We start from the raw sequence: 23,334 nt of genomic DNA on the forward strand, positions 1-23,334 counted from the left end.
GGCTCAGGTCAGGGCGAGGAGGCTGACGGCGACAGCGGCGGTGCCGAGCCCGACCAGTTGGCCGCGGTGGATGCGTTCGGCCAGCACGCTGCGGGCCAGCAGTACGGTGCCTGCCGGGTAGAGGGCGGTGATCACGGCGACGACGGCGAGGTCCCCGCTGCGGGCGGCCATGAGGAACAGCAGGTTCGCCACCGAGTCCAGCACGCCTGCGGCGGCCGACACCGCGTGGTCGGGCCGCTCGGAGCCCAGCCTCCGGTACATGAGCCCGGCCGTGGCCAGGGTGACGGCCGAGGAGACCGCCCGGCCCACGATCAACGGGGCCACCCCGCTGTCGGACGGCGCCTGATGCAGGAAGATCAGCTGGAGGGCGATCGCCGTCCCGGCGCCGAGGGCCAGCAGCAGCGCCGTACGCGAGGGTCGCGCCGACCCCGCGCCATGACCGGCGCTGACCATCACCACTGAGGCCAGCGCGAGCGGCAGGCCCACCAGTCCGGCGAGGCCCAGGTGCTCGCCCTGCAGCAGGCCCACGCCGACGGGAAGCATGGCGGACACCAGTGCGGTCACGGGCGAGAGCACGTTCATGGGGCCGATCGCCAGGGTGCGGTAGAGCAGGGCGAACGCGGCGGCCGAGGCGACCCCGGACGCGATGCCCCAGCCGAGGGCGCCGGCACTGAACGAGGCGCCGAGCACCGGCCACAGCATCAGTTCGACCGCGAGAGAGGCCGGGGCGGCGAGCACCACGGTGCGTAGTACATGGGCCTTGCGTGCGCCCAGGCCGCCGAGGAAGTCGGCGCAGCCGTAGGCGAGGGAGCTGCCCAGAGCCAGCAGCAGAGCGATCACGAGACATCCCTTACTATTCAGTGGAACGACCTCAACGTACAACGAACCGACCGGCCTGTGTCAACAAAACGACCGCACGGTGCATTCCAGTGGTCCACCTGAAGAATGGTGAGCGGATGGACGAGACGGACACGGACGCGCCCCTGCGGACGCTCGCGCACAACGTCAGGGCGGCCCGCACCCGCGCCGGGCTGTCCCTGGACGAACTGGGCCGGCGTGCCAAGGTCAGCAAGGGCGCCCTGGTCGCACTGGAGAAGGCGCAGGGAAACCCGAACTTCGCCACCCTCGTCCGGCTTGCCGACACCCTCGGCGTATCCGTGTCGGCCCTCATGGAAGGGCGGACCGAGGGCCGCGTGCGAGTCGTGTCCGTGGACACGGTGACGCCGCTGTGGACCGGCGGACAAGGCGGTGAAGCCCGGCTCATGCTGACGACCTCAGGGCCGGCCCCCACCGAGGTCTGGCGCTGGCGGCTTCAGCCGGGCGAGGAATACCCCAGCCACCCCCACCAGGCCGGAGTCGTCGAGACCGTCAGCGTCACCTCCGGGCGGATGGTCCTGGTCGTCGACGGCACCGAGTACGCGGTCGACGCCGGACAGACCGCCACCTTCGACGGCGACGCCTCCCACTCCTACCGCGGTGCCGGCGCCGAGCCGTGCCACCTGATCATGACCGTCCACCTGCCGCCCGGCCCCGCCTCCGCGCCCTGACCTGTCACTCGGGCAGGTGCGCGCCGCGGGAGTCCAGCAGCGCGCGGGTACGCGTCCCGTCGGGGTCGTCGCGCAGTTCGTAGATCTCTATGCGCTGGTCGGGCCGGTCCGCCTGGGCCCAGAGCTGGAAGTCGACGGTGATCTCGCCGGCGTGGGGGTGGATCATGCGTTTGGTGCCGGCGACGCATTCGCCGACGCGCCCTGAGGCCCACAGGGCGGCGAAGGCGTCGTCACGGACGCACAGCTCACCGACCATGCGGGTCAGGGCCTCGTCGTCCGGGTACTTTCCGCTGATCAGCCGCAGGTAGGCGACGTAGTCTGCGGCTTCCTGGCCCCAGTCCCGGTACAGGGCGCGGGCCTGGGGGTCGAGGAAGAGCAGGCGGGGCAGGGAGGGCCGGATGTCCGGGGCGTCCAGGCCGTCCGGGGCGTCGGCGGGCAGGTGCGGGGCGATCAGCGCGTGCCCGAGCTCGTTCCAGGCCAGGACGTCGTTGCGTCGGCCGAGGATCACCGCGGGGCGCTCGGAGACCAGGGCCAGCAACGTCCGTGCGTTCGGGCTGACGGTTTCCGGGCCGGAGGCCGCGTCCGCGGTGGGGGTGCGTGATGTCCGCGTCAGGTCCAGCAGGTGCTCGGTCTCGGTGACGGACAACTGCAGTGCCCGGGCCAGGGCCAGCAGGACCTCGTCGGAGGCGCGGCGGCTGTGCCCCTGTTCCAACCGGGTGTAGTACGTGACACTGACCCCGGCCAGCTGCGCCACCTCTTCCCGACGCAGGCCAGGCACCCGTCGGCGGACGCCGAACCCGTTCATGGGAGTCGCCTCCGGCGAGAGGGCGGCGCGCTTCGCCCGGAGGAAAACGGCCAGATCACCCGGATCATTCATATATCAACCGTATGCGGTGTGCCTGGACGCGACCATATCCCTGTCGGTGCCACCCTTCCCGAGGGGTGCAAGGAGCGGGATCTGGTAGCTGATCTGTACATCTTTCACGATCGGAGCATGCCCCTTCCCATCCTCGCTCTCGCCCTGACCGCCTTCGCCCTGGGTACAGCCGAACTCGTCCCCAACGGTCTGCTCCCCCTCATCAGTGACGATCTCGGGGTTTCGGTGTCCCGGGCGGGCTGGGTGACCACCAGCTTCGCGCTCGGCGCGATGATCGGTGGTCCGCTCGTCGTCGCCGCCACCCTCCGCCTTCCCCGCAAGCCCCTCGTGACCGGCCTGGCCCTCATGTTCCTGATCGCCAACGCCATCACCGCCCTCACCGGCAGCCTGCTCGTCGTGTCCCTCTCCCGTGCCCTCGCCGGAGCGATGCTGGGCGGCTTCCTCGGCGTCGCGATCACCATCGCCGGCGGTATGGTCGCCCCCACTCGGCGCGCCATGGCCATCGCCGTGGTGTTCACCGGATTCACCGTCTCCAACGTGATCGGCGTACCCATCGGCAACATCGTCGGACGCGCAGCCGGTTGGGAGTCGGCCTTCTGGGTCGTCTCGGGCCTCGCCGCCATCGGCGCCCTCGCCATGTGGCTGCTCCTGCCCAGCACGCAGGGCGCCGCCACCGATGGTGAGGACCGCGGCTTCACCGTCCTGCGCAGCGGGGCGCTCTGGGCCGCGTTCCTCGCCATCGCACTGAGCTACGGCGGCTTGTTCGTCGTCTACACCTACATCGCCCCGTACCTGACCACCGTCACCGGAGTGTCCGCCGGCTCCGTCACCTGGCTGCTGCTCCTGTTCGGCGCGGGCCTGATCGCCGGCAACGTCCTCGGCGGCCGCTACGCCGACCGCTCGGTGTCCCGCACGGTGATCGTCATCCTCGGCGTCCTGGTCGTCGGACTGCTGGCGCTGTGGGCGCTGGGCTCGGTCCTGCCCGCCGTGCTCGTACTGCTGGTACTGCTCGGCGGCGCGGGCTTCGGCATGGTGCCCCCGCTGCAGTCCTACGTCCTGCACATCGCAGGCACCGCGTCCGCCCTGGTCTCCGCGCTCGCGGCCGCCTCCTTCAACGGAGGCGTCGCCCTCGGCTCCGCAGTCGGCGGTCTCGTCCTGAACCACAGCACCCATTACCCGGTGCTGGCCCTGGCCGGTGCCTCCATGACCCTGCTCGGACTGATCGTCTTCCTGCTCACCCACCACCGGCACCAGGCCCGGCGGACCGCACCGGGGGACCATGCCGTGGTCCAGCACGCCTGAACCGGGAACAGGATCAGCGCCGCTGCGTCAGGGCACCGGCCGGGCGAGCCGGATCTCCAGATGATCAGTCGCCTTCCGTCAGACGGGTGTGTGCGTGCGTCAGGAGTACCTCCGGGTTCGTGACGGCGTCGGACGCCCCCACGGGTGCAGGCTTCCGGGCCCCCGCCCTACTGCCAGGTCGCGGTGTCGGGGTCGATGTCATGGGCGCGTGCGCCGGCGTCGATGATGCGACGGAACCACGTGGCGAGGCCGGCGCGGATGCCGTCGTAGTGGGCGGCAAAGGCCGGATCGGCCTCGTACATGCGGCCGAGACAGACCTGCATCTGCCTGGTGAGGGGAAAGTACGAAGCGAAAACTTCGCGGTGCCGCTCGACGAGTTGATTCGCCTCCGGGCTGCCAGGTGTGACGCCGGCGCCCATCGCGTCCCCGAGGGCGCGCTCGACGCCGGCCATGGCGTCGGCGATCTCCTGCCACTCCTTCGGACCGCGAGAGGCCGAGAGTTCGGCGTACTGCTGCCATTGCGTCGTGTCTCCGTAGCGCTGACGGGCTTGGGCGGGCCAGTCCGGGTTCCACCGAGGGCCGAAGACCGCGGCCTGCTGCTCGACGGTCAGCAGCAGGCCGCGCTCGTGGGCGTCGATCATCCGGTCGAGTCCGGCGCCGAGCTGCTGGAGGCGGTCGATCCGTTCAGCGACCTGGGCGCGCTGCGCGCGCAGCGCGCCGGGCACGTCCGCGGTCGAGTCGTCCAGGACGGCCCGAATCCTGTCCAGGCCGAGACCGATCTCGCGGTAGACGACGACGCGGTGCAGGCGTTCCAGATCATCAGCGGTGTAGAGCCGGTATCCGGCAGCCGTGCGCAGCGACGGTCGCGCCAGCCCGATCTCGTCCCAGTGGTGCAGCGCGCGGACAGTCACGTCCAGACCCGTCGAGACCTGACCGACGGTCAGGCCATCGGGGTCGGTGGCATCAGACATGCTCCTCATTGTCGCCGCGACCGACGTCCGGTGGGGTGATCCCGATGGCTTCAAGGTTCCGTGCCTCCTGACTGGCGGGATCGAAGGGCTTCGCCGCGGTGAAGACGATCGTTGCGTTCTCGGGGGTGGTCACCGCCACATCGCGGGTGTTCCAGGGAGTGTCCCGTGGACCGTCGACCGAGTCCGGGCGCAACGCACGGCAGGCCTCGACCAGGGAATCGACCTGGCTGAGCACACACGCGAAACTGACGCTCATCGCCGGCGCCTCGTCCGGATCGCTCGCCGCCGAGACGAGGAGTACGTCCTGGAACGCCCAGCGGCGCAGATGCACCAGCGTGCCGGGGATGCTGAACAGCTCGAAGAACCCGAGCCCACGCACCCAGAAGTCCACCGACGCCGCCAGATCACTCGTCGGGATCGTCACGAACGCGGGCATGCCGTAGATGCCACGGAACAGCTCCGGCGGAACCGCGTCCGGGCCGGGATCGGGCACGGGGCTTGTCTCGAACGCGTTGTAGTAGTCGCTCATGCGCTCCACCCTCCGGCCTCACGCGACGTGAGGGTCAAGCGTGAATCTCGCCCGGTCCCAACGGTGCGACCGCCGTGGTGACCGGGTGCGGCCGGTGAGCTGAGCGGGAGGGGCGTCGTCGGTCGAGCACGAGCCGTCCAGGTCCGAGGATTCCGCCGTTGCCGGTGACGTCCGCAGCCGGCGCGCCGACTGGAGCGACAGTCCTCGGCCTTTCGTCCGGACCAGGACCGTCGACGCAACACATCATCGACACCAACCTCACCGGCTCCATTCCTCGCTGGTTCGGGCGCGGGACCGTGACCCGTGCGGCAACGCCGCTTCGGCGCGACAAGGCCCACCCGCCCGCGCCCTCCCGGTCAGCCGGCCCGCATCCCCGCCAAAACCTCCGGACGGAGCAACGCGGCCAGCCTGTCGGCCGGCAACAGCCCCTTCTCCAGAACGAGTTCGGCCACACCGCGCCCGGAGGCGAGCGCTTCCTTGGCGATGGAGGTGGCCGCCTCGTACCCGATGTGCGGATTGAGCGCGGTCACCAGGCCGATGGAGTTCTCGACCGCGGCGCGCAACTCGTCCGTGTTGGCCGTGATCCCCGCGACACACCGCTCGGCCAGCGTCAGGCACGCGGCCCGCAGATGCGTGATGCTCTCGGAGAGGGAGTGCTGGATGATCGGCTCGAAGGCATTCAGCTGGAGCTGACCGGCCTCCGCCGCCATGGTGATCGTGACGTCGTTGCCGATCACCTCGAAGGCGACCTGGTTGACGACCTCGGGGATCACCGGGTTCACCTTGCCGGGCATGATGCTCGAACCGGCCTGCACCGGCGGCAGGTTGATCTCGTTCAGACCCGCCCGCGGCCCGGACGAAAGGAGCCGGAGGTCGTTGCAGCTCTTGGAGAGCTTCACCGCGATCCTCTTCAGCACCCCGGACATCTGGACGAAGGACCCGCAGTCCTGCGTCGCCTCGACGAGGTTGGCGGCGGTGACGAGCGGCAGCCCGGTGATGTCCGCGAGGTGCCGGCGCGCGGACTCGGCGTACCCGGCGGGCGCGTTGAGCCCGGTTCCGATCGCCGTCGCGCCCAGGTTGATCTCGTGGATCAGCGCGACCGCCTCGGCGAGCCGGCTGCGGTCCTCGTCCAGCATCACCGCGAACGCCGAGAACTCCTGCCCGAGCGTCATCGGCACGGCGTCCTGCAGTTGCGTACGGCCCATCTTCAGTACGTCGCGGAACTCGACAGCCTTGCCCGCGAAGGCGTCCTGCAGCACGGCCATCGCCTTGAGTAGCTCGCGCACCGCGAAGACCGTGGCGATCTTGACGGCCGTCGGGTAGACGTCGTTGGTGGACTGCCCGAGGTTGACGTCCTCGTTCGGGTGCAGGAACGCGTACTCGCCCTTGGTGTGGCCGCACAGCTCCAACGCCCGGTTCGCGATGACCTCGTTGGCGTTCATGTTGGTCGAGGTTCCGGCCCCGCCCTGGATGACGTCCACGACGAACTGGTCGTGCAGCTTCCCCTCCCGGATCTCCCGACAGGCCTCGACGATGGCGGCCGCCTTGCGAGGCTCAAGGAGGCCGAGCTCCTCGTTGGCGCGGGCGGCGGCCTCCTTGACGGCGGCGAGCGCCACAATCAGATGCGGGTACGCGGAGATCGGTGTCCCCGTGATGGGGAAGTTCTCCGTGGCGCGCAGGGAGTGGACACCCCAGTACGCCTCGGCGGGGATGTCACGGTGGCCGAGCAGGTCGTGTTCGCTGCGGACGGTCATGGCGGTGTGGAGCTTCCTTCCGGAGTGGGTGGACGTGGGCGTAGGAATCGAGGGGCGGCGAGTCAGGCGTACATGGCGTCGGACACCGGAGCGGCCGTGAGTAGCTCGAGCGCCCGCGTCGGCCGGATTCTCCCGACCACAGCCTCGCCCCCGAGCAGCGGCGCACCGGCGAACTCGGTGAGCGTGGCCGGGTCGACGCCGCAGTGCGCGAGCGCCGCCGCGGTCACCGGCACGCGCGCCCGGTCCGCCCCGTCCGCGATCTTCACGGCGACGGTCCTGCCGTCCGGGAGCGCCGCGACCTGCACCCCTTCGAAACCGTCCTTGGAGATCAGCCCCGGCACGGCCCGCATCAGCGCGGCGACATCACGGCCGGAGCCCGACGCCATCTCGGCGTGCTCGCGCATCGCCTCGGCCACCCGCGCCTCGGGGCTGCCGGTCGGAGCCGTCGCGATGCGGGCGGCGGCGCGCGCGAGGCCGTGCAGGGAGACGGAGAACAGCGGAGCGCCGCAGCCGTCGACCGTCACCTGTGCGACGGCCTGCCCGGTGAGGTCCTCGACGGTCTCCGCGATCGCCCGCTGCAGTGGATGCGCCGGGTCGAGGTAGTCGTCGAGCGACCAGCCGGCAAGCTGAGCCGTGCAGAGCATCGCCGCGTGCTTGCCCGAGCAGTTCTGCGCGAGCCTCGACGGCAGTCGCCCCGCGCGGATCCAGTTCTCGCGGACGACCGGGTCGAAGGGCAGGTCCTTGATGTTGCGCAGATCGGCCTCGGCGAGACCGGCGAGCTCCAGGATCCGCCGGGTCCCGGCGAGGTGCCGTTCCTCGCCGGAGTGGCTGGCCGCGGTCAGCGCGAGCAGTTCGCCGTCCAGCGGCAGCCCCGCCCGCAGCAGCGCCACGGCCTGTATGGGCTTGAGCGCCGAACGAGGGTAGAAGGCCACCTCGATGTCACCGATCTGCAGCTCCACCCGCCCGTCCGCGCCGAGCACGACGACGGAGCCGTAGTGGATGCCCTCGATGACACCGCCGCGTACGAGCTGGGCGACGGGCACGTGCAGGGGGTCCCGGACACAGGGCGCCTCGGCGACCGAACGGCCTGACGCGGAAGGTGTGTTGAGCTCACTCATGCGCCCGCTCCGGACTTCCGCACAGCCGCCACCCGGCCCCGTACGCCGTACCACCCCGCCACCAGCGCCGCCGCGATCAGCGGCAGACACAGCACCGTCGTGCGCCCGGCGCCCCCGTCGGCGTACATCAAGAGGAGAACAGAGCCGAGGAAGAGCAGCGTGACGAGCTCGGTCCAGGGCGAACCGGGCAGTCGGTAGCTCGGCCGCTCCAGTTCGCCGTCCTCCGCCTTCCGCCAGAACTTCAGATGACAGATCATGATCATGCCCCAGGTGGCGAGGATGCCGATCGCCGCGAAGTTCAGCACGATCTCGAACGCGTCCGCGGGGACCACGAAGTTGAGCCCGACGCCGAGGACGCAGATACCGCTGGTGAGCAGGATTCCGCCGTACGGGACCTGGCTGCGGCTCATGACTCCGGTGAATCGCGGTGCGGATCCGGCCATGGCCATCGAGCGCAGGATGCGGCCGGTCGAGTAAAGACCGGAGTTCAGCGACGACATGGCCGCGGTGAGGACGACGAGGTTCATCACGCCTCCGGCCGCCGGAATGCCGAGGTTGGAGAGCACGGTGACGAACGGACTCTCACCGGAGGTGTACGTGTTCCACGGCAGCAGCATCGAGAGCAGCACCACGGAGCCGACGTAGAAGAGACCGACGCGCCACATGATGGAGTTGATGGCCTTCGGCAGGATCTTCTCGGGGTTCTCGGTCTCACCCGCCGCGACACCGACCAACTCGACGGACGCGTAGGCGAAGACGACGCCCTGGACGATCAGCAGCATCGGCAGCAGGCCGTTGGGGAAGATGCCGCCGTTGTCGGTGATGAGGGACGGGCCGGGGGTGTGCCCGTCCACGGGGTGCTGGGTGACCAGCAGGAAGATCCCGATCAGCATGAAGACCACCAGCGCGCTGACCTTGATGATCGCGAACCAGAACTCCAGTTCCCCGAAGAACTTCACGGAGATGAGGTTCACGGTGAGCACGACGGCGAGCGCGATGAGGGCGATCACCCACTGGGGGATGTCGGAGAACATCCCCCAGTAGTGGGTGTAGGTGGCGACTGCGGTGATGTCGGCGATTCCGGTGGTCGCCCAGTTCAGGAAGTACATCCAGCCCGCCGTGTACGCGCCCTTCTCGCCGAGGAACTCCCGGGCGTACGACACGAAGGCGCCGGACGACGGCCGGTACAGGACGAGTTCGCCGAGGGCCCGCACGACCAGGAAGGCGAAAAGGCCGCAGACGGCATAGGCGATGAACAGCGAGGGACCGGCGTCGGCGAGGCGGCCGCCCGCGCCGAGGAAGAGCCCTGTACCGATGGCTCCGCCGATGGCGATCATGTTGACGTGCCGGGACTTCAGGGACTTGCTGTACCCGGCGTCTCCGGCGTCGACGTGACCGCCGTGTGTCCGTATCTGCCCGTCCTGCCCGTCCTGCTCTTCGAGCGACTGCTTGCTCACGCCTGGGGTCCGCCTTCTGTGGTGGCGTCGGTGCGCTCGGGGCGCACGATCGCGGTGAGGCTCGTCTCGACGCGGTCGAGGTGGTGCGCCATGGCCTCGGTCGCGTCGTGTTCACTGCCGTCGACGAGGGCTTCGACGATGGCGCGGTGCTCTTGGTTGGACTGCTCGCGGCGGCCGCCGAGGTCGTTGAGGAACGCCGACTGGCGGGCCAGCGCGTCCCGGATCTCCTCGATCACACGACGGAAGACCGGGTTCTGGGCGGCCTGCGCGACGGCGAGATGGAAGAGCGTGTCCATGGCCACCCACGCGGTGGTGTCGGTCTCCCGCTCCATCCGCTCCATGAGGTGGGCGAGGTGGTCGAGGTCCTCGGGCGTACGGCGCGCTGCCGCGTAGCCCGCCACGGGGATCTCGACGTGCCGCCGGACCTCGAGGAGGTCACTGGCCGCGTAGTCGCCGAAGGTGGGGTCCTCGTCGGGCCCGTTCGACACCACGAAGGTGCCCTTACCGGAACGGGAGACGGTGAGTCCCATCGTCTGCAGGGCCCGCAGGGCCTCCCGCAGCACGGGCCTGCTGACCTCCAGGCGACGGCAGAGCTCCGCCTCGGAGGGAAGTTTGTCTCCCACGGCGTAGTCGCCGCGCTCGATAGCACCGCGCAGATGACCGAGCACCGCTTCCATGGCGCTGACGCGCCGCGGTACCGAGTCACCTGTCTGGCTGTCTGACAGGTTCATGGGGGTGATCCTGAGGGGAAGCGGGAAGCGCTGTCAAGGGTGGGCTCGCGGGCTGAGACCGGCTCGCCGCCGATCGGTCATCGTGGGACTGACTGACTGGCCGGCTTGCGTACTGCATGGATTGTCCAATGATTGGATTTTCCATGTAGCGTGGTGGTCATGGATGACCGACAGTTGACCGAAGAGCTATACGACTCCCTGTTCGCGATCCGCACCCAGGTGCATGCCGAGCTCAAGGAGCTGGCCCGGGAAGCGGGGCTGACTGACACTCAGACCGATGCGTTGTGGCGGCTGAGTCGCGGGCGGGAGATGACCGCGCGGCGTCTGGCCGACCTCTTGCAGTGCGACGCCTCAACCGCCACGTCGATGATTGACCGGCTGGAGAAGCGCGGCCTGGTCCGCCGTGTGCCCCACCCCACCGACCGCCGTGCGAAAGTCGTCCAGCTCACCCCCGAGGGATGCGCGCTGCGCGATCGCGTCATCCAGTACACCACCGAGCACTCACCCTTCGCCCGCCTCGACCACGAGAGCAGGCTGCGCCTGCACACGCTTCTCCGCGAAGTGACCGACGGCCCCCGCCCGACAGGTGAGGCCGCCGGCGTCGAGGGCACCGTGAAAGAGGAACAGCGATGAGCGGCGGGACCGCGGTCATCACGGGCGGAGCCTCGGGCCTGGGCCTGGTGTCGGCACGTCACCTGATCAAGGCCGGTCGGAGCGTCATCCTCGTCGGCCGGGACGCGACGCGCACCCGGGCCGCCGCGGACAGCCTGCGCGGCCTGGCCCCGGCGGGCAGTGACGCGGCACCGCCGAGAACGTACACCGCTGACCTCGAACAGTGGTCGCAGGTACGGGAACTGGCAGCGGAACTGGCCGCCGACGGTCACCCGGTGGATGTCCTCATCAACAACGCAGGGGCGGCGTTCCCTCGGTACGAGCAGACATCGGACGGCGTGGAGCGCACCTACGCACTCAATCACCACGCCCCGTTCTTGCTCACCCACGCCCTCCTGGCCGAAGGAGTGCTCACGCTCGAAGCGCGGATCATCAACATGTCGTCGTACGTGGAAAAGCGCGGCAAGCTCGACGCCGCCGATCCGGATGTCGCGGGAACCTCGTGGAGCAGGCGCTTCTACAACCAGATCAACGTCTACGCGACGAGCAAACTCGTCAGCCTCCTGGCCGCGCGAGAACTCGCACGCCGCCTGCCCGACGGCATGAGCCTGTACAGCGCCGATCCCGGCATGGTCAAGGGCACCGCGATGAACAGCAACGCCGGTGGCCTGATGCGGCTGACCGCCCCGCTGTTCCGCCCGTTCGCCACCACCCCGGACAGAGGTGTGCGGACCCCGGTCTGGCTCGCCAGTGCCTCGCCCGCACCGCGACCCAGCGGCGGCTTCTTCAGCGAGTCGCGACCGGACACCCCGTCGCGCCTGGCCCTGAACGACGCTCTCGCCCGCACCGTCTACACCAGAACCGCAGCCCTCCTCGGGGTGGAGCCCCTCACGAGGTAAGGCCGGCCCGGAATCGGTTGTCACGCCTGGGTTGCGGCTGCTTCTTCCTTGCGAGGTGCGCGGGCCGGGATGTCGGAAGCGGGAGAGTCTGTCGTCACCCTGGCCCGGTGGCCGGGGCGCGCGTCGCCGTCGTTACTACGCGCGCTTCACGCCGGAAGCCGGAAGCCGGAAGCCGAGGCCGGGCTGATCGACGGATTCCTCGGGGAGCGGGCCGCCGGTCAAAACTCCCCAGCTTCTCCCCGGGGCTGATCGGGGCGATTCTCCGGCTGCTGTGGCCCTGCTCCTGGTCCGTGGATCCGCAAGGAGTGGAGCCGTATAGCCTGGGGAAATGCTGACAGAAGTCACCGCGACTCGCTATGTCACGCCCCTGCGTGAGGGCGGCTCGCTCCCCGGGATCGTCGAGGCCGATGACCTGGGTACGTACGTCATGAAGTTCACCGGAGCCGGACAGGGACGCAAGACCCTGGTCGCGGAGGTCATCTGCGGCGAGCTCGGCCGGAGGCTGGGGCTGCGGGTGCCGGAGCTGGTGACCATCCAGCTCGACCCCGTCATCGGTCTCGCCGAGCCCGACCAGGAGGTGCAGGAGCTCCTCAAGGCCAGCGCCGGGTTGAACCTCGGGATGGATTATCTGCCCGGCTCACTCGGATTCGACCCGCTCGCCTACGAGGTCGGGTCGGCGGAGGCCGGCAAGGTCGTCTGGTTCGACGCGCTGATCAACAACGTGGACCGGTCGTGGCGAAACCCCAACATGCTCGTCTGGCACGGCGATCCGTGGCTGATCGATCACGGCGCGACCATGATCTGGCACCACAACTGGCCGGGAGCGCAGGCCTCCGCGGCGAAGCCGTACAACGCCTCCGACCACGTCCTCGCGCCGTTCGCCCCCGACATCGCCGCTGCCGCCGCCGAGCTCGCCCCACTCGTCACCGAGGAGCTGCTCACCGAGGTGGCGGCCGAGGTGCCGGACGAGTGGCTGGCCGGCGAACCGGGCTTCGAGACCACGGATCAGCTGCGCCGGGCGTACGTGGAGCCGCTGCTGGCCCGCGCCGGGAGCATCCATGAGCGGATCTCCATGGGGGAGCCCACGAAGACGCAGCCCTCCAGGGCGCCCGGCTGGCTCACCGAGCGGCTGGCTCCGACGAAGAAGGACCGAGCCGTCCGGACGGACACCGGACAGAACTGCAAGGACGGCGGCCGATGAGCAAGCGCGATGTCTTCGAGTACGCGGTCCTGCGTGTCGTGCCCCGGGTCGAGCGCGGCGAGTGCTTCAACGCGGGCGTGCTGGTCTACTGCCGGGCGAAGTCCTTCGTCGCCGCGCGCACACACCTGGACGAGCACAAGCTCAAGGCCCTGGACCCGCACGCCGACGTAGTGGGCGTACAGGCCGCCCTGCGTGCGGTCGAGGGGGTCTGCTGCGGTGGTGAAGCGGCGGGCCAGGCGGCCGGTGACGACCCGGGGCGGCGTTTTCGCTGGCTGATCGCGCCGCGCTCCACGGTCGTCCAGCCCGGCGTCGTGCACAGCGGTCTGACCACGGATCCGGCCGCCGAGCTCGAGCGGCTGCTCGACCTGCTGGTGCGCTGACCGTGGGCAGGTGCCGCCGCCAGGGACGTACGGGGCGGCGGCGCCGTCCGGTGTGACATGCGCCCGTGGTCCCGTGTGCCGTTGACACCGGGTGCCAGGGCTTCTAGCGTCTCGTCTGCTGAAGGTACTAAGCGGTTGCTCAGTTATCGGGAACTTCCTGACGTCCGCTGAGCCGCGATCCAAGGGCGAGGAGAACCAAGCATGTCCACCACCGAGCAGCGCGTCGCCATCGTGACGGGAGCGGCACGGGGCATCGGCGCCGCCACCGCCGTACGCCTGGCGGCCGAGGGCCGCGCCGTCGCCGTACTCGACCTCGACGAGGCGGCGTGCAAGGACACGGTCGAGGAGATCACCAGCGCCGGGGGCAAGGCCCTCGCCGTCGGTTGCGATGTGTCGGACAGCGCTCAGGTGGAAGCCGCCGTCGCGCGCGTCGCCGCCGAGCTCGGCGCCCCGACGATCCTCGTCAACAACGCGGGTGTGCTCCGCGACAACCTGCTCTTCAAGATGAGCGAGTCCGACTGGGACCTCGTGATGAACGTGCACCTCAAGGGCGCGTTCCTCATGGCGAAGGCCGTCCAGTCGCACATGGTCGAGGCCAAGTTCGGCCGCATCGTCTCGCTCTCGTCCTCCTCGGCGCTGGGCAACCGCGGCCAGGCCAACTACTCCGCCGTCAAGGCCGGACTCCAGGGCTTCACCAAGACGCTCGCCAAGGAGCTCGGCAAGTTCGGTGTGACCGCCAACGCCGTGGCTCCCGGCTTCATCGTCACCGAGATGACCGCCCAGACGGCGGCCCGCGTCGGCATGGGCTTCGAGGAGTTCCAGGCCGCCGCGGCGACGCAGATCCCGGTGCAGCGCGTGGGACGCCCCGAGGACATCGCCAACGCCATCGCCTTCTTCACCGGTGAGGACGCGGGCTTCGTCTCCGGACAGGTCATGTACGTCGCCGGCGGACCGCTCAACTGACCCCGGAAGGGCAACGGACAACATGACTGTGCAGGACAGTGGCAAGGTCGCGCTCATCACGGGTGCGAGCCGGGGCATCGGTTACGGCATCGCCGAGGCGCTCGTCGCCCGGGGCGACCGGGTCGTCATCACGGGGCGTGGCGAGGACGCCCTGAAGGAGGCCGTCGAGAAGCTCGGTGCCGACCGGGCGCTCGGCATCGCGGGCAAGGCGCACGACGAGGCGCACCAGGCCGCAGCCGTCGAGCGTGCCATGGAGGCGTTCGGCCGGGTCGACTACCTGGTCAACAACGCCGGCACGAACCCCGTCTTCGGGCCGATGGCCGAGCTCGATCTCAACGTCGCGCGCAAGGTCTACGAGACCAATGTGATCTCGGCGCTCGGGTTCGCCCAGCAGACCTGGAGGGCATGGCAGAAGGAGAACGGCGGCGCGATCGTCAACATCGCCTCGGTCGCGGGGGTGTCCGCGTCACCGTTCATCGGCGCCTACGGCATGAGCAAGGCCGCCATGGTCAATCTGACCCTCCAGCTGGCGCACGAGTTCGCGCCGGTCGTACGGGTCAACGCGATCGCCCCGGCGGTGGTGAAGACCAAGTTCGCCGAGGCGCTGTACGAGGGCCGGGAGGCCGAGGCCGCAGCCGCCTACCCGCTGGGCCGGCTCGGTGTCCCGCAGGACATCGGTGGTGCGGCCGCGTTCCTCACGTCCGCGCAGTCCGACTGGGTCACCGGGCAGACACTCGTGGTCGACGGCGGTATCTTCCTGAACGCGGGCGTGGCCTGAGAGAGGCCGGCGCCAGTTTGGCCTTGATCGGCTCAAGTGCCCTGCCGGGTCAGCGGATTGATCCGGTGGGGCGCTGCGGTATGGTCTGCCGATCCCACGGCCGATCGAGGAGCGTGCACGTGTTCTACCGAACCAGTCTGCAGGCTGTTGCAGCCCTTGCTTCCCTTTCCGTGCTGGCCGGCTGCGGCCTGCTGTCCGACAGCAGTTCGGGAGAGGGCCGGCCGATATCGGTCGGAACGACGAGCTCGCCCTCGACCCTTGATCCGGCGGCAGCGTGGGACGGTTCCTGGGAGCTGATGAGGAACGTGTTCCAGACCCTGGTGAGCTTCCCCACCGGCAGTACCAGCCCCGAGCCCGACGCGGCGGAGGAATGCCGGTTCACCGACTCCTCGAGCCTGGAGTACCGGTGCACCCTGCGTTCGGGTCTGAAGTTCTCCAACGGGGACAAGATCGACGCCGAGGCCGTGAAGTACTCCATCGACCGGATCAAGAAGATCAAGGTCAAGGGCGGTCCGGCCGGCCTCCTCGGGTCCCTCGACCGGGTGGAGACCAAGGGCGACGACACCGTCTTCTTCCATCTCGGCAAGGCGGACGCGACCTTCCCGTTCATCCTTGCCACCCCCGCGATGTCGATCGTCGCCCCCGACGACTACCCGTCGGACAGCATCCGCGACGACGGCGAGGTCACCGGTTCGGGGCCGTACGTCCTGGATTCGTACGAGCCGGGAAAACAGGCCGAGCTGACCGAGAACAGCGGCTACAAGGGCTTCGCCGACCGGAAGAACGACGCGGTCACGATCCGCTACTTCGACGATTCCACCCCGATGGTGGAGGCGCTGAAGAACAAGGAGATCGACGCCACCTACCGCGGCCTGGCCGCGGAGGAGGTCAGCGGTCTCGAGGACGACAAGAAGGACACCGACGGGCTGCAGATCGTCGAGTCGGTCGGCGCGGACATCCGCTTCCTCGTCTTCAACCCCCAGGACCCGGCTGCCGGGAAGCTCGCCGTCCGGCAGGCCGTCGCACAGGTGGTGAACCGCGACGCCCTCGTCACCAAGGTCTACCAGGGCACCGCCGAACCGCTCTACTCCATGGTCCCGAAGGGCATCGCCGGGCACACGACCAGCTTCTTCGACACGTACGGCGACCCGGATGTGGCCGAGGCCAGGGCGATCCTCTCCGAGGAGGGAATCACCGAGCCGGTCGAGATGACCTTCTGGTACACCACGGACCGCTACGGCTCCTCCACCGCTGCCGAGTTCGCCGAGCTGAAGCGCCAGCTCGAGGCGTCCGGCCTGTTCCGGATCACGCTGAAGAGCGCGCCGTGGAAGTCCTTCCAGGAAGGCTTCACCCAGGGTGAGTACCCGGTCTTCGGGCGTGGCTGGTTCCCCGACTTCCCGGACCCGGACAACTTCGTCGCCCCCTTCGTGGGTCAGGACAGCGTCACCGGCACCCCGTATCTGACCGAAGAGATCACTCAGGACCTGCTGCCGTCCTCCCGCCAGGAGAGCGACCGCGGGGCCGTCTCCAAGCAGTTCAAGCGGGCCCAGGAGATCCTCGTCAAGGACGTGCGTCTGCTGCCCCTGTGGCAGGGCAAGCTGTACGTGGCGGCGGGTGAGGACATCGGTGGCGGCGAGCGCGCGCTCGACCCGCAGACGGTCATGCAGATGTGGGAGCTGTACCGCAAGACCAGCTGGTAGGGGGTCGGCGGCAGGCTCGGCGGGTCTGTTGTCAGTGGCTCCCGGTAGGTTCTGTACGCAAGAACCGATTGCTTACCGGAGGTTGTGGACGTGACCGACACCGACCTGCTGCCCGAGTCCTGGCGCGGCGTCCTCGGCGAAGAGCTGCAGAAGCCCTACTTCAAGGAGCTCACTGATTTCGTCGAGGGGGAGCGGGCAAGGGGGCCGGTGTATCCGCCGCGCGAACAGGTCTTCGCAGCCCTGGAGGCCACGCCGTACGACCGCGTGAAGGTGCTCATCCTCGGCCAGGATCCCTACCACGGCGAGGGGCAGGGGCACGGCCTGTGCTTCTCGGTCCGGCCGGGTGTCAAGACGCCCCCCTCGCTGCGCAACGTCTACAAGGAGATGAACGACGAGCTCGGCCTGCCCGTCCCGGACAACGGATATCTGATGCCGTGGGCCGAGCAGGGCGTCCTGCTGCTCAACGCGGTGCTCACGGTCCGGGCCGGCGAGGCGAATTCACACAAGGCCAAGGGCTGGGAGAAGGTCACCGACGCGGTGATCCGCGCGGTGGCCGAGCGGCCCGACCCGGCCGTCTTCGTCCTCTGGGGAAACTACGCCCAGAAGAAGATCCCGCTGATCGACCAGGACCGCCATGTGGTGGTCAAGGGCGCGCATCCCTCACCGCTCTCCGCCAAGAAGTGGTTCGGCTCCCGGCCCTTCACGCAGATCAACGAGGCCGTCGCCGCGCAGGGCCACGAGCCCATCGACTGGCGGATCCCGGACCTGGGCCTGCAGGCGACCCGGCCGACGGCAGGGGCCCGCGCCTGAGCGGGATTGCCGGTGGCTGCGGCTAGCGTCGGAGCGACCGGAACTGGCCGGCGGTGATCAGGGAGACCTCTGTAGTGGAGCAGCGGGAGATGCCGGGGGACGCCGTCATGACCAGGATCGGCCAGGCGATCATGCTGCTCCACGCCGGGGACAGGGCAGAGGCCCGCAGCCGGTTCGGGACCATCTGGTCGGAGATCGGTGAGCGCGGCGACGCTCTGCACCGCTGCACCCTCGCCCATTACATGGCCGGCACCCAGGACGATCCCGGGGACGAGCTGGCCTGGGACCTGAGGGCGCTGACGGCCGCGGAGGGCCTCACCGGGGTAGCGGCCCTGGCCCCGGACACGGGCACCGCCCCGGACACGGCCCCGGACACGGCCCCGGACACGGACGCGGGCCAGGAGGTCGAGCACCGGGACGCAACCGCCGTGCGGGCCCTCGTCCCCTCGTTGCACCTCAACCTGGCGGCGGACTATCTGAAGCTGCAGCGCTTCGAGGCCGCCCGCACCCACCTGGACCGGGCGTGGGACGCCGTAGGGGTGCTGGAGGACGACGGATACGACGGAGGGGTCCGTGCCGCCATCGGGCGCATGGAACAGCGCCTGCGAGGGAGCGCGGCGGGGGAGTGACGCGGGGGAGTGACGCGGGGAAGTGACGCGGGGAAGTGACGCGGGCCGGCGCACCGCAGGGCGCCGGCCGCGTCCGTCACTCGCCGGTCGCGCCGTCGATCCGTTCCCGTACGAGGTCGGCGTGGCCGTTGTGCCGGGCGTACTCCTCGATCATGTGCGTGTAGATCCAGCGGAGGCTGAACGGCTTGCCCCGCTTGCCCACGCCGACGGACAGGCCGTCGAGTCCGACCTTCGCGGCGTTGGCCCGGGCCACCTCGATCTCCCCCAGCCAGGTGGACCTGGCCTCGTCCCAGGTGTCGGTGTCGGTGAGATGGAACTCCCCGTCCGGATCCTCGTCCGTCCCGTAGATCGGCGGTACGTCCTCACCGGCCAGCACCTCGCGGAACCAGCCGCGTTCGTTCTCGGCCAGGTGCCGGACGAGACCGAGCAGGGTGAATTCCGACGGGGGTACGGACGCCTCCCGCAGTTGGGCGTCGGTGAGCCCCTCGCACTTCATGGCCAGAGTCGCGCGGTGGTAGTCCAGCCAGCCCTCCAGCATCTGTCGTTCGGCTGCGTCGACCGCCGGAGCGGACCGTTCCTGTGTCGTCATCCGGGCATCATCACGCAGCGACGATCGGCGGCACCACCGCTTATCCGGCTTCCGCGCCGAGCATCCCCCAAAGCAACTCGGTGCAGCCTCGGCGAAGGTCCTCCTCGGTCGGCACGGCCCGGTGGTAGGAGCCCACGGCACACGCGAACATCATTCCCTCCGCCCAGGCCACGACCGACAGCGCGTGCCGTTCCGGTTCCGCCGATCCCGCCAGGGTCATCAGCGCCACCAGCGGTTCGCGGAACCGCCCGCCGGCGTCGTCGTAGAACGAGCGGAGGCCGGGGCGCCGGGTGGCCTCCAGGGCCAGTTCGTAGCGGCAGACCAGGAGCTCGGTGCCGCCGGTCAGATACCGGTGCAGCGCGTGCGCCAGCCCCTCGGCGGCCTGAGCGGGATCGCCGGCCGTGAGCAGTTCCCCCGGCACGAGTACCCGCGCCTCCCGCTCGGCGAGCCGGCGTACGGCGGCTTCCAGCAGGGCCTGCCGGGTGCGGGCGTGGTTGGACGTCGAACCCTGGGGGAGCCCGGCCCGCTCGTCCACCGCCCGGTGGGTGAGGCCCCTCATTCCGCGCTCGGCGAGGAGGGAGAGCGCGGCGTCGGCGATCAGGTCGGCGCGGGAGAGGGCGGGAGGCCCGGCGGCGTCGGCCTGGGCGGTACGGGAGGGCGTGGAGCGTGTGGGCATGGGACCAATCTACCGCCGCCACTACACCTGTAGTACGGTGGAGCCTGGTTACTACAGGTGTAGTCCCGAGGAGGAGTCAGTCATGACGACGTCCCGAGCGGTGGTCATCGGCAGCGGAATCGGCGGGCTCACTGCCGCAGCGGCGCTGCACCGGAGCGGATGGCAGGTCACCGTGCTCGAGCGTGCCCCCTCACTGGAGCCCGTCGGCGCGGGCATCAGCCTCGCCCCCAACTCCCAACGCGCCCTCGACGTCATCGGGCTCGGTGACGAGGTCAGGTCCCTCGCGGCCTGGCAGGGCGACGGCGGCATGCGTACACCGTCCGGGCGCTGGCTCGCCCGCACGGACAGCGCCGCCGCCGCCGAACGGTTCGGCGGGGCGCTCGTCCTGTTGCACCGCTCGGCGCTCATCGACCTGCTCCGCGCCCGGCTTCCCGGGGACGCCGTGCGCACCGGCACACCGGCGCAGCTCGTGGATCCGGGCCGCGCGGGCGGGAGTCCGGCCCTCGTCAGGACGGACTCCGGTGACATCGAGGCCGATCTGGTGGTCGGCGCCGACGGCATCGGCTCAGCCGTACGCACCGCGCTCTTCCCTGCCCACCCCGGCCCCTCGTACAGCGGATTCACCACCTGGCGGGTCCTCGCCCCCGGAGCGGGCCACGCCTTCAGCTCCCACGAGACCTGGGGCCGCGGCTCGCTCTGGGGCAGCCACCCGCTGAAGGACGGCGGGATCTATGCCTACGCCGCTGCCGCCGTCCCCGCCGGTGCCCGGGCCGCCGACGACGAGAAGGCGGAGCTGCTACGCCGGTACGGCGACTGGCACGACCCGATCCCCGCGATCATCGACTCCGTGGAGCCGGACCAGGTCCTGCGCCACGACGTGTACCAGCTGGCCGACCCGCTGCCCTCCTTCCACCGGGGCCGCACGGTGCTCGTCGGCGACTCCGCGCACGCCATGGTGCCCTTCCTCGGCCAGGGCGGTAACCAGGCCGTCGAGGACGCCGTCGTACTCGCCCACCACGTCACGCCGCACGGTGACCTGGGAGCGGGCGTGGCCGGCTACAGCGCGGCCAGGCACCCCCGCACGACCGCCATGGTCCGCAAGGCGGCGCGGGTCTCCCGGATGACCGGGCTGACCAGTGCTCCGGCCGTAGCCCTCCGGAACGCGCTGATGTCCACGGTCTCCCGCTTCGGCCCGGGGCTCGTCCTGCGCACGTTCGACGGCATCTGCGACTGGCAGCCGCCACAGCGCACGTATGCTGCCGTGACCAGGGAAGGGCCGACGGCACGACCGTGACAAGGCCCTGGTCGAAGCGACAGGGAGAACCTCGTGAAGGTCGGCTGCATCGGGCTCGGCGACATCGCGCAGAAGGCGTATCTGCCCGTACTGACGGCTCTGCCCGGCGTCGAACCGCATCTGCAGACCCGCACCCCGGCCACGCTGACGGCTGTCGCCGGAGCCCACCGGATCCCCGCGGCGCAGTGCCACGAGGACCTCGGGTCGCTCCTGGACCGCGGGCTGGACGCCGCCTTCGTGCACGCGCCGACCGCCGCACACGCGGAGATCGTCGGACGGCTGCTCGAAGCGGGCGTCCCCACCTATGTCGACAAGCCGATCTCGTACGAACTCGCCGAGTCCGAGCGGCTGGTGGCGCTCGCCGAGGAGCGCGGTGTCTCCCTCGCGGTGGGGTTCAACCGCAGGCTCGCCCCGTCGTACGCGCAGTGCGCCGATCATCCGCGCGAGCTGATCCTCATGCAGAAGAACAGGGTGGGGCTGCCGGAGGACCCCCGCACCATGGTGCTCGACGACTTCATCCATGTCGTCGACACCCTGCGCTTCCTGGTCCCGGGCCCCGTGTCGAACGTGGTCGTGCGGGCACGGATCGCCGACGGGCTCATGCACCACGTGGTGCTCCAGCTGTCCGGGGACGGATTCACCGCCATCGGCATGATGAACCGGCTCAACGGGTCCACGGAGGAGATCCTCGAGGTCTCGGGGCAGGACACCAAGCGACAGGTTCTCAACCTCGCGGAGGTCGTCGACCACAAGGGGCAGCCGACCCTGCGACGGCGCGGCGACTGGGTGCCGGTCGCCCGCCAGCGCGGCATCGAGCAGAGCGTGCTGTCCTTCCTGGACGCGGTGCGGGCCGGAGAGGTGCTCAGCGCCCGGGACGCTCTGGAGACCCACCGGCTGTGCGAGCGGGTGGTGCTGGACGCGTCGGAGCAGGCGTCCTGAGGGACCGCAGTCCCGCCGCTCCGAAGAAGACGGCCAGTACCGCCAGGGCGCCGTACACAGGCCAGGCGCCCAACCGGACGTAGAGGGTGGTGCCCCGGGCGAGGGGCACGTCGTACACGACGGCCTCGCTCGCGTCCGTACCGAGCGGTTCCCCCAGCCGTTCGCCCCGGGGGCCGTACGCCGCGCTCACGCCCGTGAGCGTGGCGTGCACCATCGGGCGGCCCGTCTCGGCCGCCCGCAGCGCCCCGAGTGAGGCGTGCTGTTCAGGGGCCCAGCTGTGCTGGAACGTCGAGGTGGACGACTGGGCGACCAGCAGCTGGGCCCCGTCCTTGGCCAGCTGCCGGCTCATGTCGGGGAACGCGGTCTCGAAGCACACCAGCGGTCCCACCCGCAGCCCGTTCCCCAGGTCCATCACCACGGGCTCACTGCCACGCAGCCGGTCCTCGCCCGCCGCCTTGCCCACCGAGGTCGCCCAGCCGAGCACCGAGCGGGCCGGGACGTACTCCCCGAACGGCACCAGTCGCATCTTGTCGTAGCGGTCCCCGGTCGGACCGTCCGGGCCCACCAGTACCGCGGACTTGAAGATCCCGGGGCTGCCCGGGCCGGCCGTGCGCCGGGCGTCCATGTTCACCAGCACATCGGCCCCGACCAGACGGGACAGCGCGGCGACGCGTTCCGCCGTCTCCGGGCTCCGGGACAGGTCCACGGCCACACTGCTCTCGCCCCACACCACCAGGTCCACGTCCCGGCCGGCCAGACCCCGGGTCAGTTCCTCGCCGCGTGCGAACCGGCGGTCGATACTGCCGGGGCCCTCGACCACGCCCGGCTGCACGACGGCGATCCGGACCGTACTCGTCTCCTCCGGCCGTGGCGCCCAGAGCGCTGCCGCGCCCACGCCCAGGGCCCCCACCACCAGGCACGCCGCCGCAGTCGTGCGGGCCGCCGGCACGGAGATCAGCAGCGCGAACGCGGTGTTGGCGGCCACCACACCCAGACTGACCAGCCATACGCCGCCCACCGACGCGACCCGCAGCGCGGGTGGGACGTCCCACTGACTGGCGCCCAGCAGGCCCCAGGGGCCGCCGAGCCCCTCCCAGGAACGGACCAGTTCGATCATCAGCCACCCGGAGGGCACCACGGCCACTGCGGCCACGGACCGCAGGACGGACGGCGAACCGCCGAGAAGGCGGGCCACGAGCAGGCCCCAGGGAGCCCACAGCAGTCCCAGCAGAGCGGCCAGCACGAGAATGAACACATGGAGACTCGGCACCAGCCAGTGGTGCACGGCGAGTACGAAGCCCATACCGCCGAGCCAGCCGTCGACCGCGGCACGGCGGCCCGTGCCCGCCGACCGGATCAGCAGCAGCCAGGGCACCAGGGAGATGTAGGCGAGCCACCAGAGCGAGGGGGCGGGAAACGCGAGAGCGGGCAGGGCGCCCGCGCACAGAGCCGCGGCGCCGCGCCCGGTACGGGAACCCAGCAGGCGCTCCGACGGCCGTGCACCGCCCTCAGCCGCCCGCCCGGCCGGAAGCCGCCTGCCCCGCATCGGCATGCGTCCTCCTCCTCGCCCGTCCTGCG

General features: G+C 70.2%; 24 protein-coding genes. 13 read left to right on the forward strand and 11 right to left on the reverse strand.

Features of this window, described 5'->3' with window-relative positions; translation table 11 throughout:
* Positions 1-3 precede the first annotated feature (3 nt).
* Positions 4-840: an EamA family transporter gene (locus tag ACFYQ5_RS02725; RefSeq protein WP_389192088.1), complete on the reverse strand. Its 837-nt coding sequence runs from the start codon at positions 838-840 to the stop codon at positions 4-6.
* Between the two features lie 116 nt (positions 841-956).
* Here ACFYQ5_RS02725 and ACFYQ5_RS02730 point away from each other — a divergent pair, with 116 nt between their 5' ends.
* Positions 957-1,547, forward strand: a complete 591-nt coding sequence (locus ACFYQ5_RS02730; protein ID WP_389192091.1) for a helix-turn-helix domain-containing protein — start codon at positions 957-959, stop codon at positions 1,545-1,547.
* 4 nt (positions 1,548-1,551) lie between these two features.
* Here ACFYQ5_RS02730 and ACFYQ5_RS02735 read toward each other — a convergent pair whose 3' ends face one another.
* Positions 1,552-2,424 (reverse strand): helix-turn-helix domain-containing protein, encoded by an 873-nt coding sequence (locus tag ACFYQ5_RS02735; protein ID WP_389192094.1) that lies wholly within the window; start codon positions 2,422-2,424, stop codon positions 1,552-1,554.
* Positions 2,425-2,541: 117 nt separating this feature from the next.
* Between ACFYQ5_RS02735 and ACFYQ5_RS02740 the strand changes: the two genes are divergently transcribed.
* The gene (locus tag ACFYQ5_RS02740; protein ID WP_389192097.1) at positions 2,542-3,726 is read left to right on the forward strand and encodes an MFS transporter; all 1,185 of its coding nucleotides are present in this window, start codon (positions 2,542-2,544) and stop codon (positions 3,724-3,726) included.
* 167 nt (positions 3,727-3,893) lie between these two features.
* Here ACFYQ5_RS02740 and ACFYQ5_RS02745 read toward each other — a convergent pair whose 3' ends face one another.
* The 6 genes from ACFYQ5_RS02745 to ACFYQ5_RS02770 all read right to left on the reverse strand — a co-directional run bounded on the left by ACFYQ5_RS02745 (position 3,894) and on the right by ACFYQ5_RS02770 (position 10,286).
* Positions 3,894-4,697: a MerR family transcriptional regulator gene (locus ACFYQ5_RS02745; RefSeq protein WP_389192100.1), complete on the reverse strand. Its 804-nt coding sequence runs from the start codon at positions 4,695-4,697 to the stop codon at positions 3,894-3,896.
* Positions 4,690-5,226, reverse strand: coding sequence for a VOC family protein (locus ACFYQ5_RS02750; RefSeq protein ID WP_389192103.1), 537 nt, complete (start codon positions 5,224-5,226; stop codon positions 4,690-4,692). Before ACFYQ5_RS02750 ends, ACFYQ5_RS02745 begins: the two co-directional genes overlap by 8 nt.
* A 356-nt stretch (positions 5,227-5,582) precedes the next feature.
* Positions 5,583-6,980 (reverse strand): aspartate ammonia-lyase, encoded by a 1,398-nt coding sequence (aspA, locus tag ACFYQ5_RS02755; protein ID WP_389192106.1) that lies wholly within the window; start codon positions 6,978-6,980, stop codon positions 5,583-5,585.
* 62 nt (positions 6,981-7,042) lie between these two features.
* A complete protein-coding gene (locus ACFYQ5_RS02760; protein ID WP_389192109.1) occupies positions 7,043-8,098 on the reverse strand; it encodes an asparaginase in 1,056 nt (351 codons plus the stop codon).
* The gene (locus ACFYQ5_RS02765) at positions 8,095-9,555 is read right to left on the reverse strand and encodes an amino acid permease (protein WP_389192112.1); all 1,461 of its coding nucleotides are present in this window, start codon (positions 9,553-9,555) and stop codon (positions 8,095-8,097) included. The genes ACFYQ5_RS02760 and ACFYQ5_RS02765 overlap by 4 nt, the downstream gene beginning before the upstream one ends.
* Positions 9,552-10,286, reverse strand: coding sequence for a FadR/GntR family transcriptional regulator (locus tag ACFYQ5_RS02770; protein WP_389192115.1), 735 nt, complete (start codon positions 10,284-10,286; stop codon positions 9,552-9,554). Before ACFYQ5_RS02770 ends, ACFYQ5_RS02765 begins: the two co-directional genes overlap by 4 nt.
* A 159-nt stretch (positions 10,287-10,445) precedes the next feature.
* Between ACFYQ5_RS02770 and ACFYQ5_RS02775 the strand changes: the two genes are divergently transcribed.
* The 9 genes from ACFYQ5_RS02775 to ACFYQ5_RS02815 all read left to right on the forward strand — a co-directional run bounded on the left by ACFYQ5_RS02775 (position 10,446) and on the right by ACFYQ5_RS02815 (position 18,258).
* Positions 10,446-10,919, forward strand: coding sequence for a MarR family winged helix-turn-helix transcriptional regulator (locus ACFYQ5_RS02775; protein WP_389192117.1), 474 nt, complete (start codon positions 10,446-10,448; stop codon positions 10,917-10,919).
* Positions 10,916-11,797 (forward strand): SDR family NAD(P)-dependent oxidoreductase, encoded by an 882-nt coding sequence (locus tag ACFYQ5_RS02780; protein WP_389192120.1) that lies wholly within the window; start codon positions 10,916-10,918, stop codon positions 11,795-11,797. Before ACFYQ5_RS02775 ends, ACFYQ5_RS02780 begins: the two co-directional genes overlap by 4 nt.
* Positions 11,798-12,125: 328 nt before the next feature.
* On the forward strand, positions 12,126-12,998 hold the full coding sequence (locus ACFYQ5_RS02785; protein WP_389192122.1) for a HipA family kinase: 873 nt from the start codon (positions 12,126-12,128) through the stop codon (positions 12,996-12,998).
* Complete coding sequence (locus tag ACFYQ5_RS02790; RefSeq protein ID WP_389192125.1) at positions 12,995-13,378, forward strand: DUF3037 domain-containing protein; 384 nt, start codon at positions 12,995-12,997, stop codon at positions 13,376-13,378. Before ACFYQ5_RS02785 ends, ACFYQ5_RS02790 begins: the two co-directional genes overlap by 4 nt.
* A 201-nt stretch (positions 13,379-13,579) precedes the next feature.
* Positions 13,580-14,341, forward strand: coding sequence for a 3-oxoacyl-ACP reductase FabG (gene fabG, locus ACFYQ5_RS02795; protein WP_389192128.1), 762 nt, complete (start codon positions 13,580-13,582; stop codon positions 14,339-14,341).
* Between the two features lie 22 nt (positions 14,342-14,363).
* Positions 14,364-15,119: an SDR family oxidoreductase gene (locus tag ACFYQ5_RS02800; RefSeq protein WP_389192131.1), complete on the forward strand. Its 756-nt coding sequence runs from the start codon at positions 14,364-14,366 to the stop codon at positions 15,117-15,119.
* Between the two features lie 119 nt (positions 15,120-15,238).
* Positions 15,239-16,819 carry an ABC transporter substrate-binding protein gene (locus ACFYQ5_RS02805; RefSeq protein ID WP_389192134.1) on the forward strand — a complete coding sequence of 527 codons (1,581 nt, stop codon included), beginning with the start codon at positions 15,239-15,241 and terminating at the stop codon, positions 16,817-16,819.
* A 90-nt stretch (positions 16,820-16,909) separates the two neighbouring features.
* Complete coding sequence (locus ACFYQ5_RS02810) at positions 16,910-17,629, forward strand: uracil-DNA glycosylase (RefSeq protein WP_389192137.1); 720 nt, start codon at positions 16,910-16,912, stop codon at positions 17,627-17,629.
* Positions 17,630-17,703: 74 nt separating this feature from the next.
* Positions 17,704-18,258, forward strand: a complete 555-nt coding sequence (locus ACFYQ5_RS02815) for a hypothetical protein (RefSeq protein WP_389192140.1) — start codon at positions 17,704-17,706, stop codon at positions 18,256-18,258.
* A gap of 76 nt (positions 18,259-18,334) precedes the next feature.
* Here ACFYQ5_RS02815 and ACFYQ5_RS02820 read toward each other — a convergent pair whose 3' ends face one another.
* Both ACFYQ5_RS02820 and ACFYQ5_RS02825 read right to left on the reverse strand, forming a co-directional pair.
* Positions 18,335-18,847, reverse strand: a complete 513-nt coding sequence (locus ACFYQ5_RS02820) for a DinB family protein (RefSeq protein ID WP_389192143.1) — start codon at positions 18,845-18,847, stop codon at positions 18,335-18,337.
* Between the two features lie 40 nt (positions 18,848-18,887).
* Complete coding sequence (locus ACFYQ5_RS02825) at positions 18,888-19,523, reverse strand: TetR/AcrR family transcriptional regulator (RefSeq protein WP_389192146.1); 636 nt, start codon at positions 19,521-19,523, stop codon at positions 18,888-18,890.
* A gap of 82 nt (positions 19,524-19,605) precedes the next feature.
* On the opposite strand from ACFYQ5_RS02825, the gene ACFYQ5_RS02830 reads away from it, so the two are divergent.
* Positions 19,606-20,817, forward strand: coding sequence for an FAD-dependent monooxygenase (locus ACFYQ5_RS02830; protein WP_389192149.1), 1,212 nt, complete (start codon positions 19,606-19,608; stop codon positions 20,815-20,817).
* A gap of 33 nt (positions 20,818-20,850) precedes the next feature.
* A complete protein-coding gene (locus ACFYQ5_RS02835; RefSeq protein ID WP_389192152.1) occupies positions 20,851-21,756 on the forward strand; it encodes a Gfo/Idh/MocA family protein in 906 nt (301 codons plus the stop codon).
* Here ACFYQ5_RS02835 and lnt read toward each other — a convergent pair.
* Positions 21,680-23,308 carry an apolipoprotein N-acyltransferase gene (lnt, locus tag ACFYQ5_RS02840; protein ID WP_389192154.1) on the reverse strand — a complete coding sequence of 543 codons (1,629 nt, stop codon included), beginning with the start codon at positions 23,306-23,308 and terminating at the stop codon, positions 21,680-21,682. The genes ACFYQ5_RS02835 and lnt overlap by 77 nt on opposite strands.
* Positions 23,309-23,334 lie beyond the last annotated feature (26 nt).

The sequence above is a fragment of the Streptomyces sp. NPDC005794 genome (assembly GCF_042871445.1).
Taxonomy (GTDB): Bacteria; Actinomycetota; Actinomycetes; order Streptomycetales; family Streptomycetaceae; genus Streptomyces.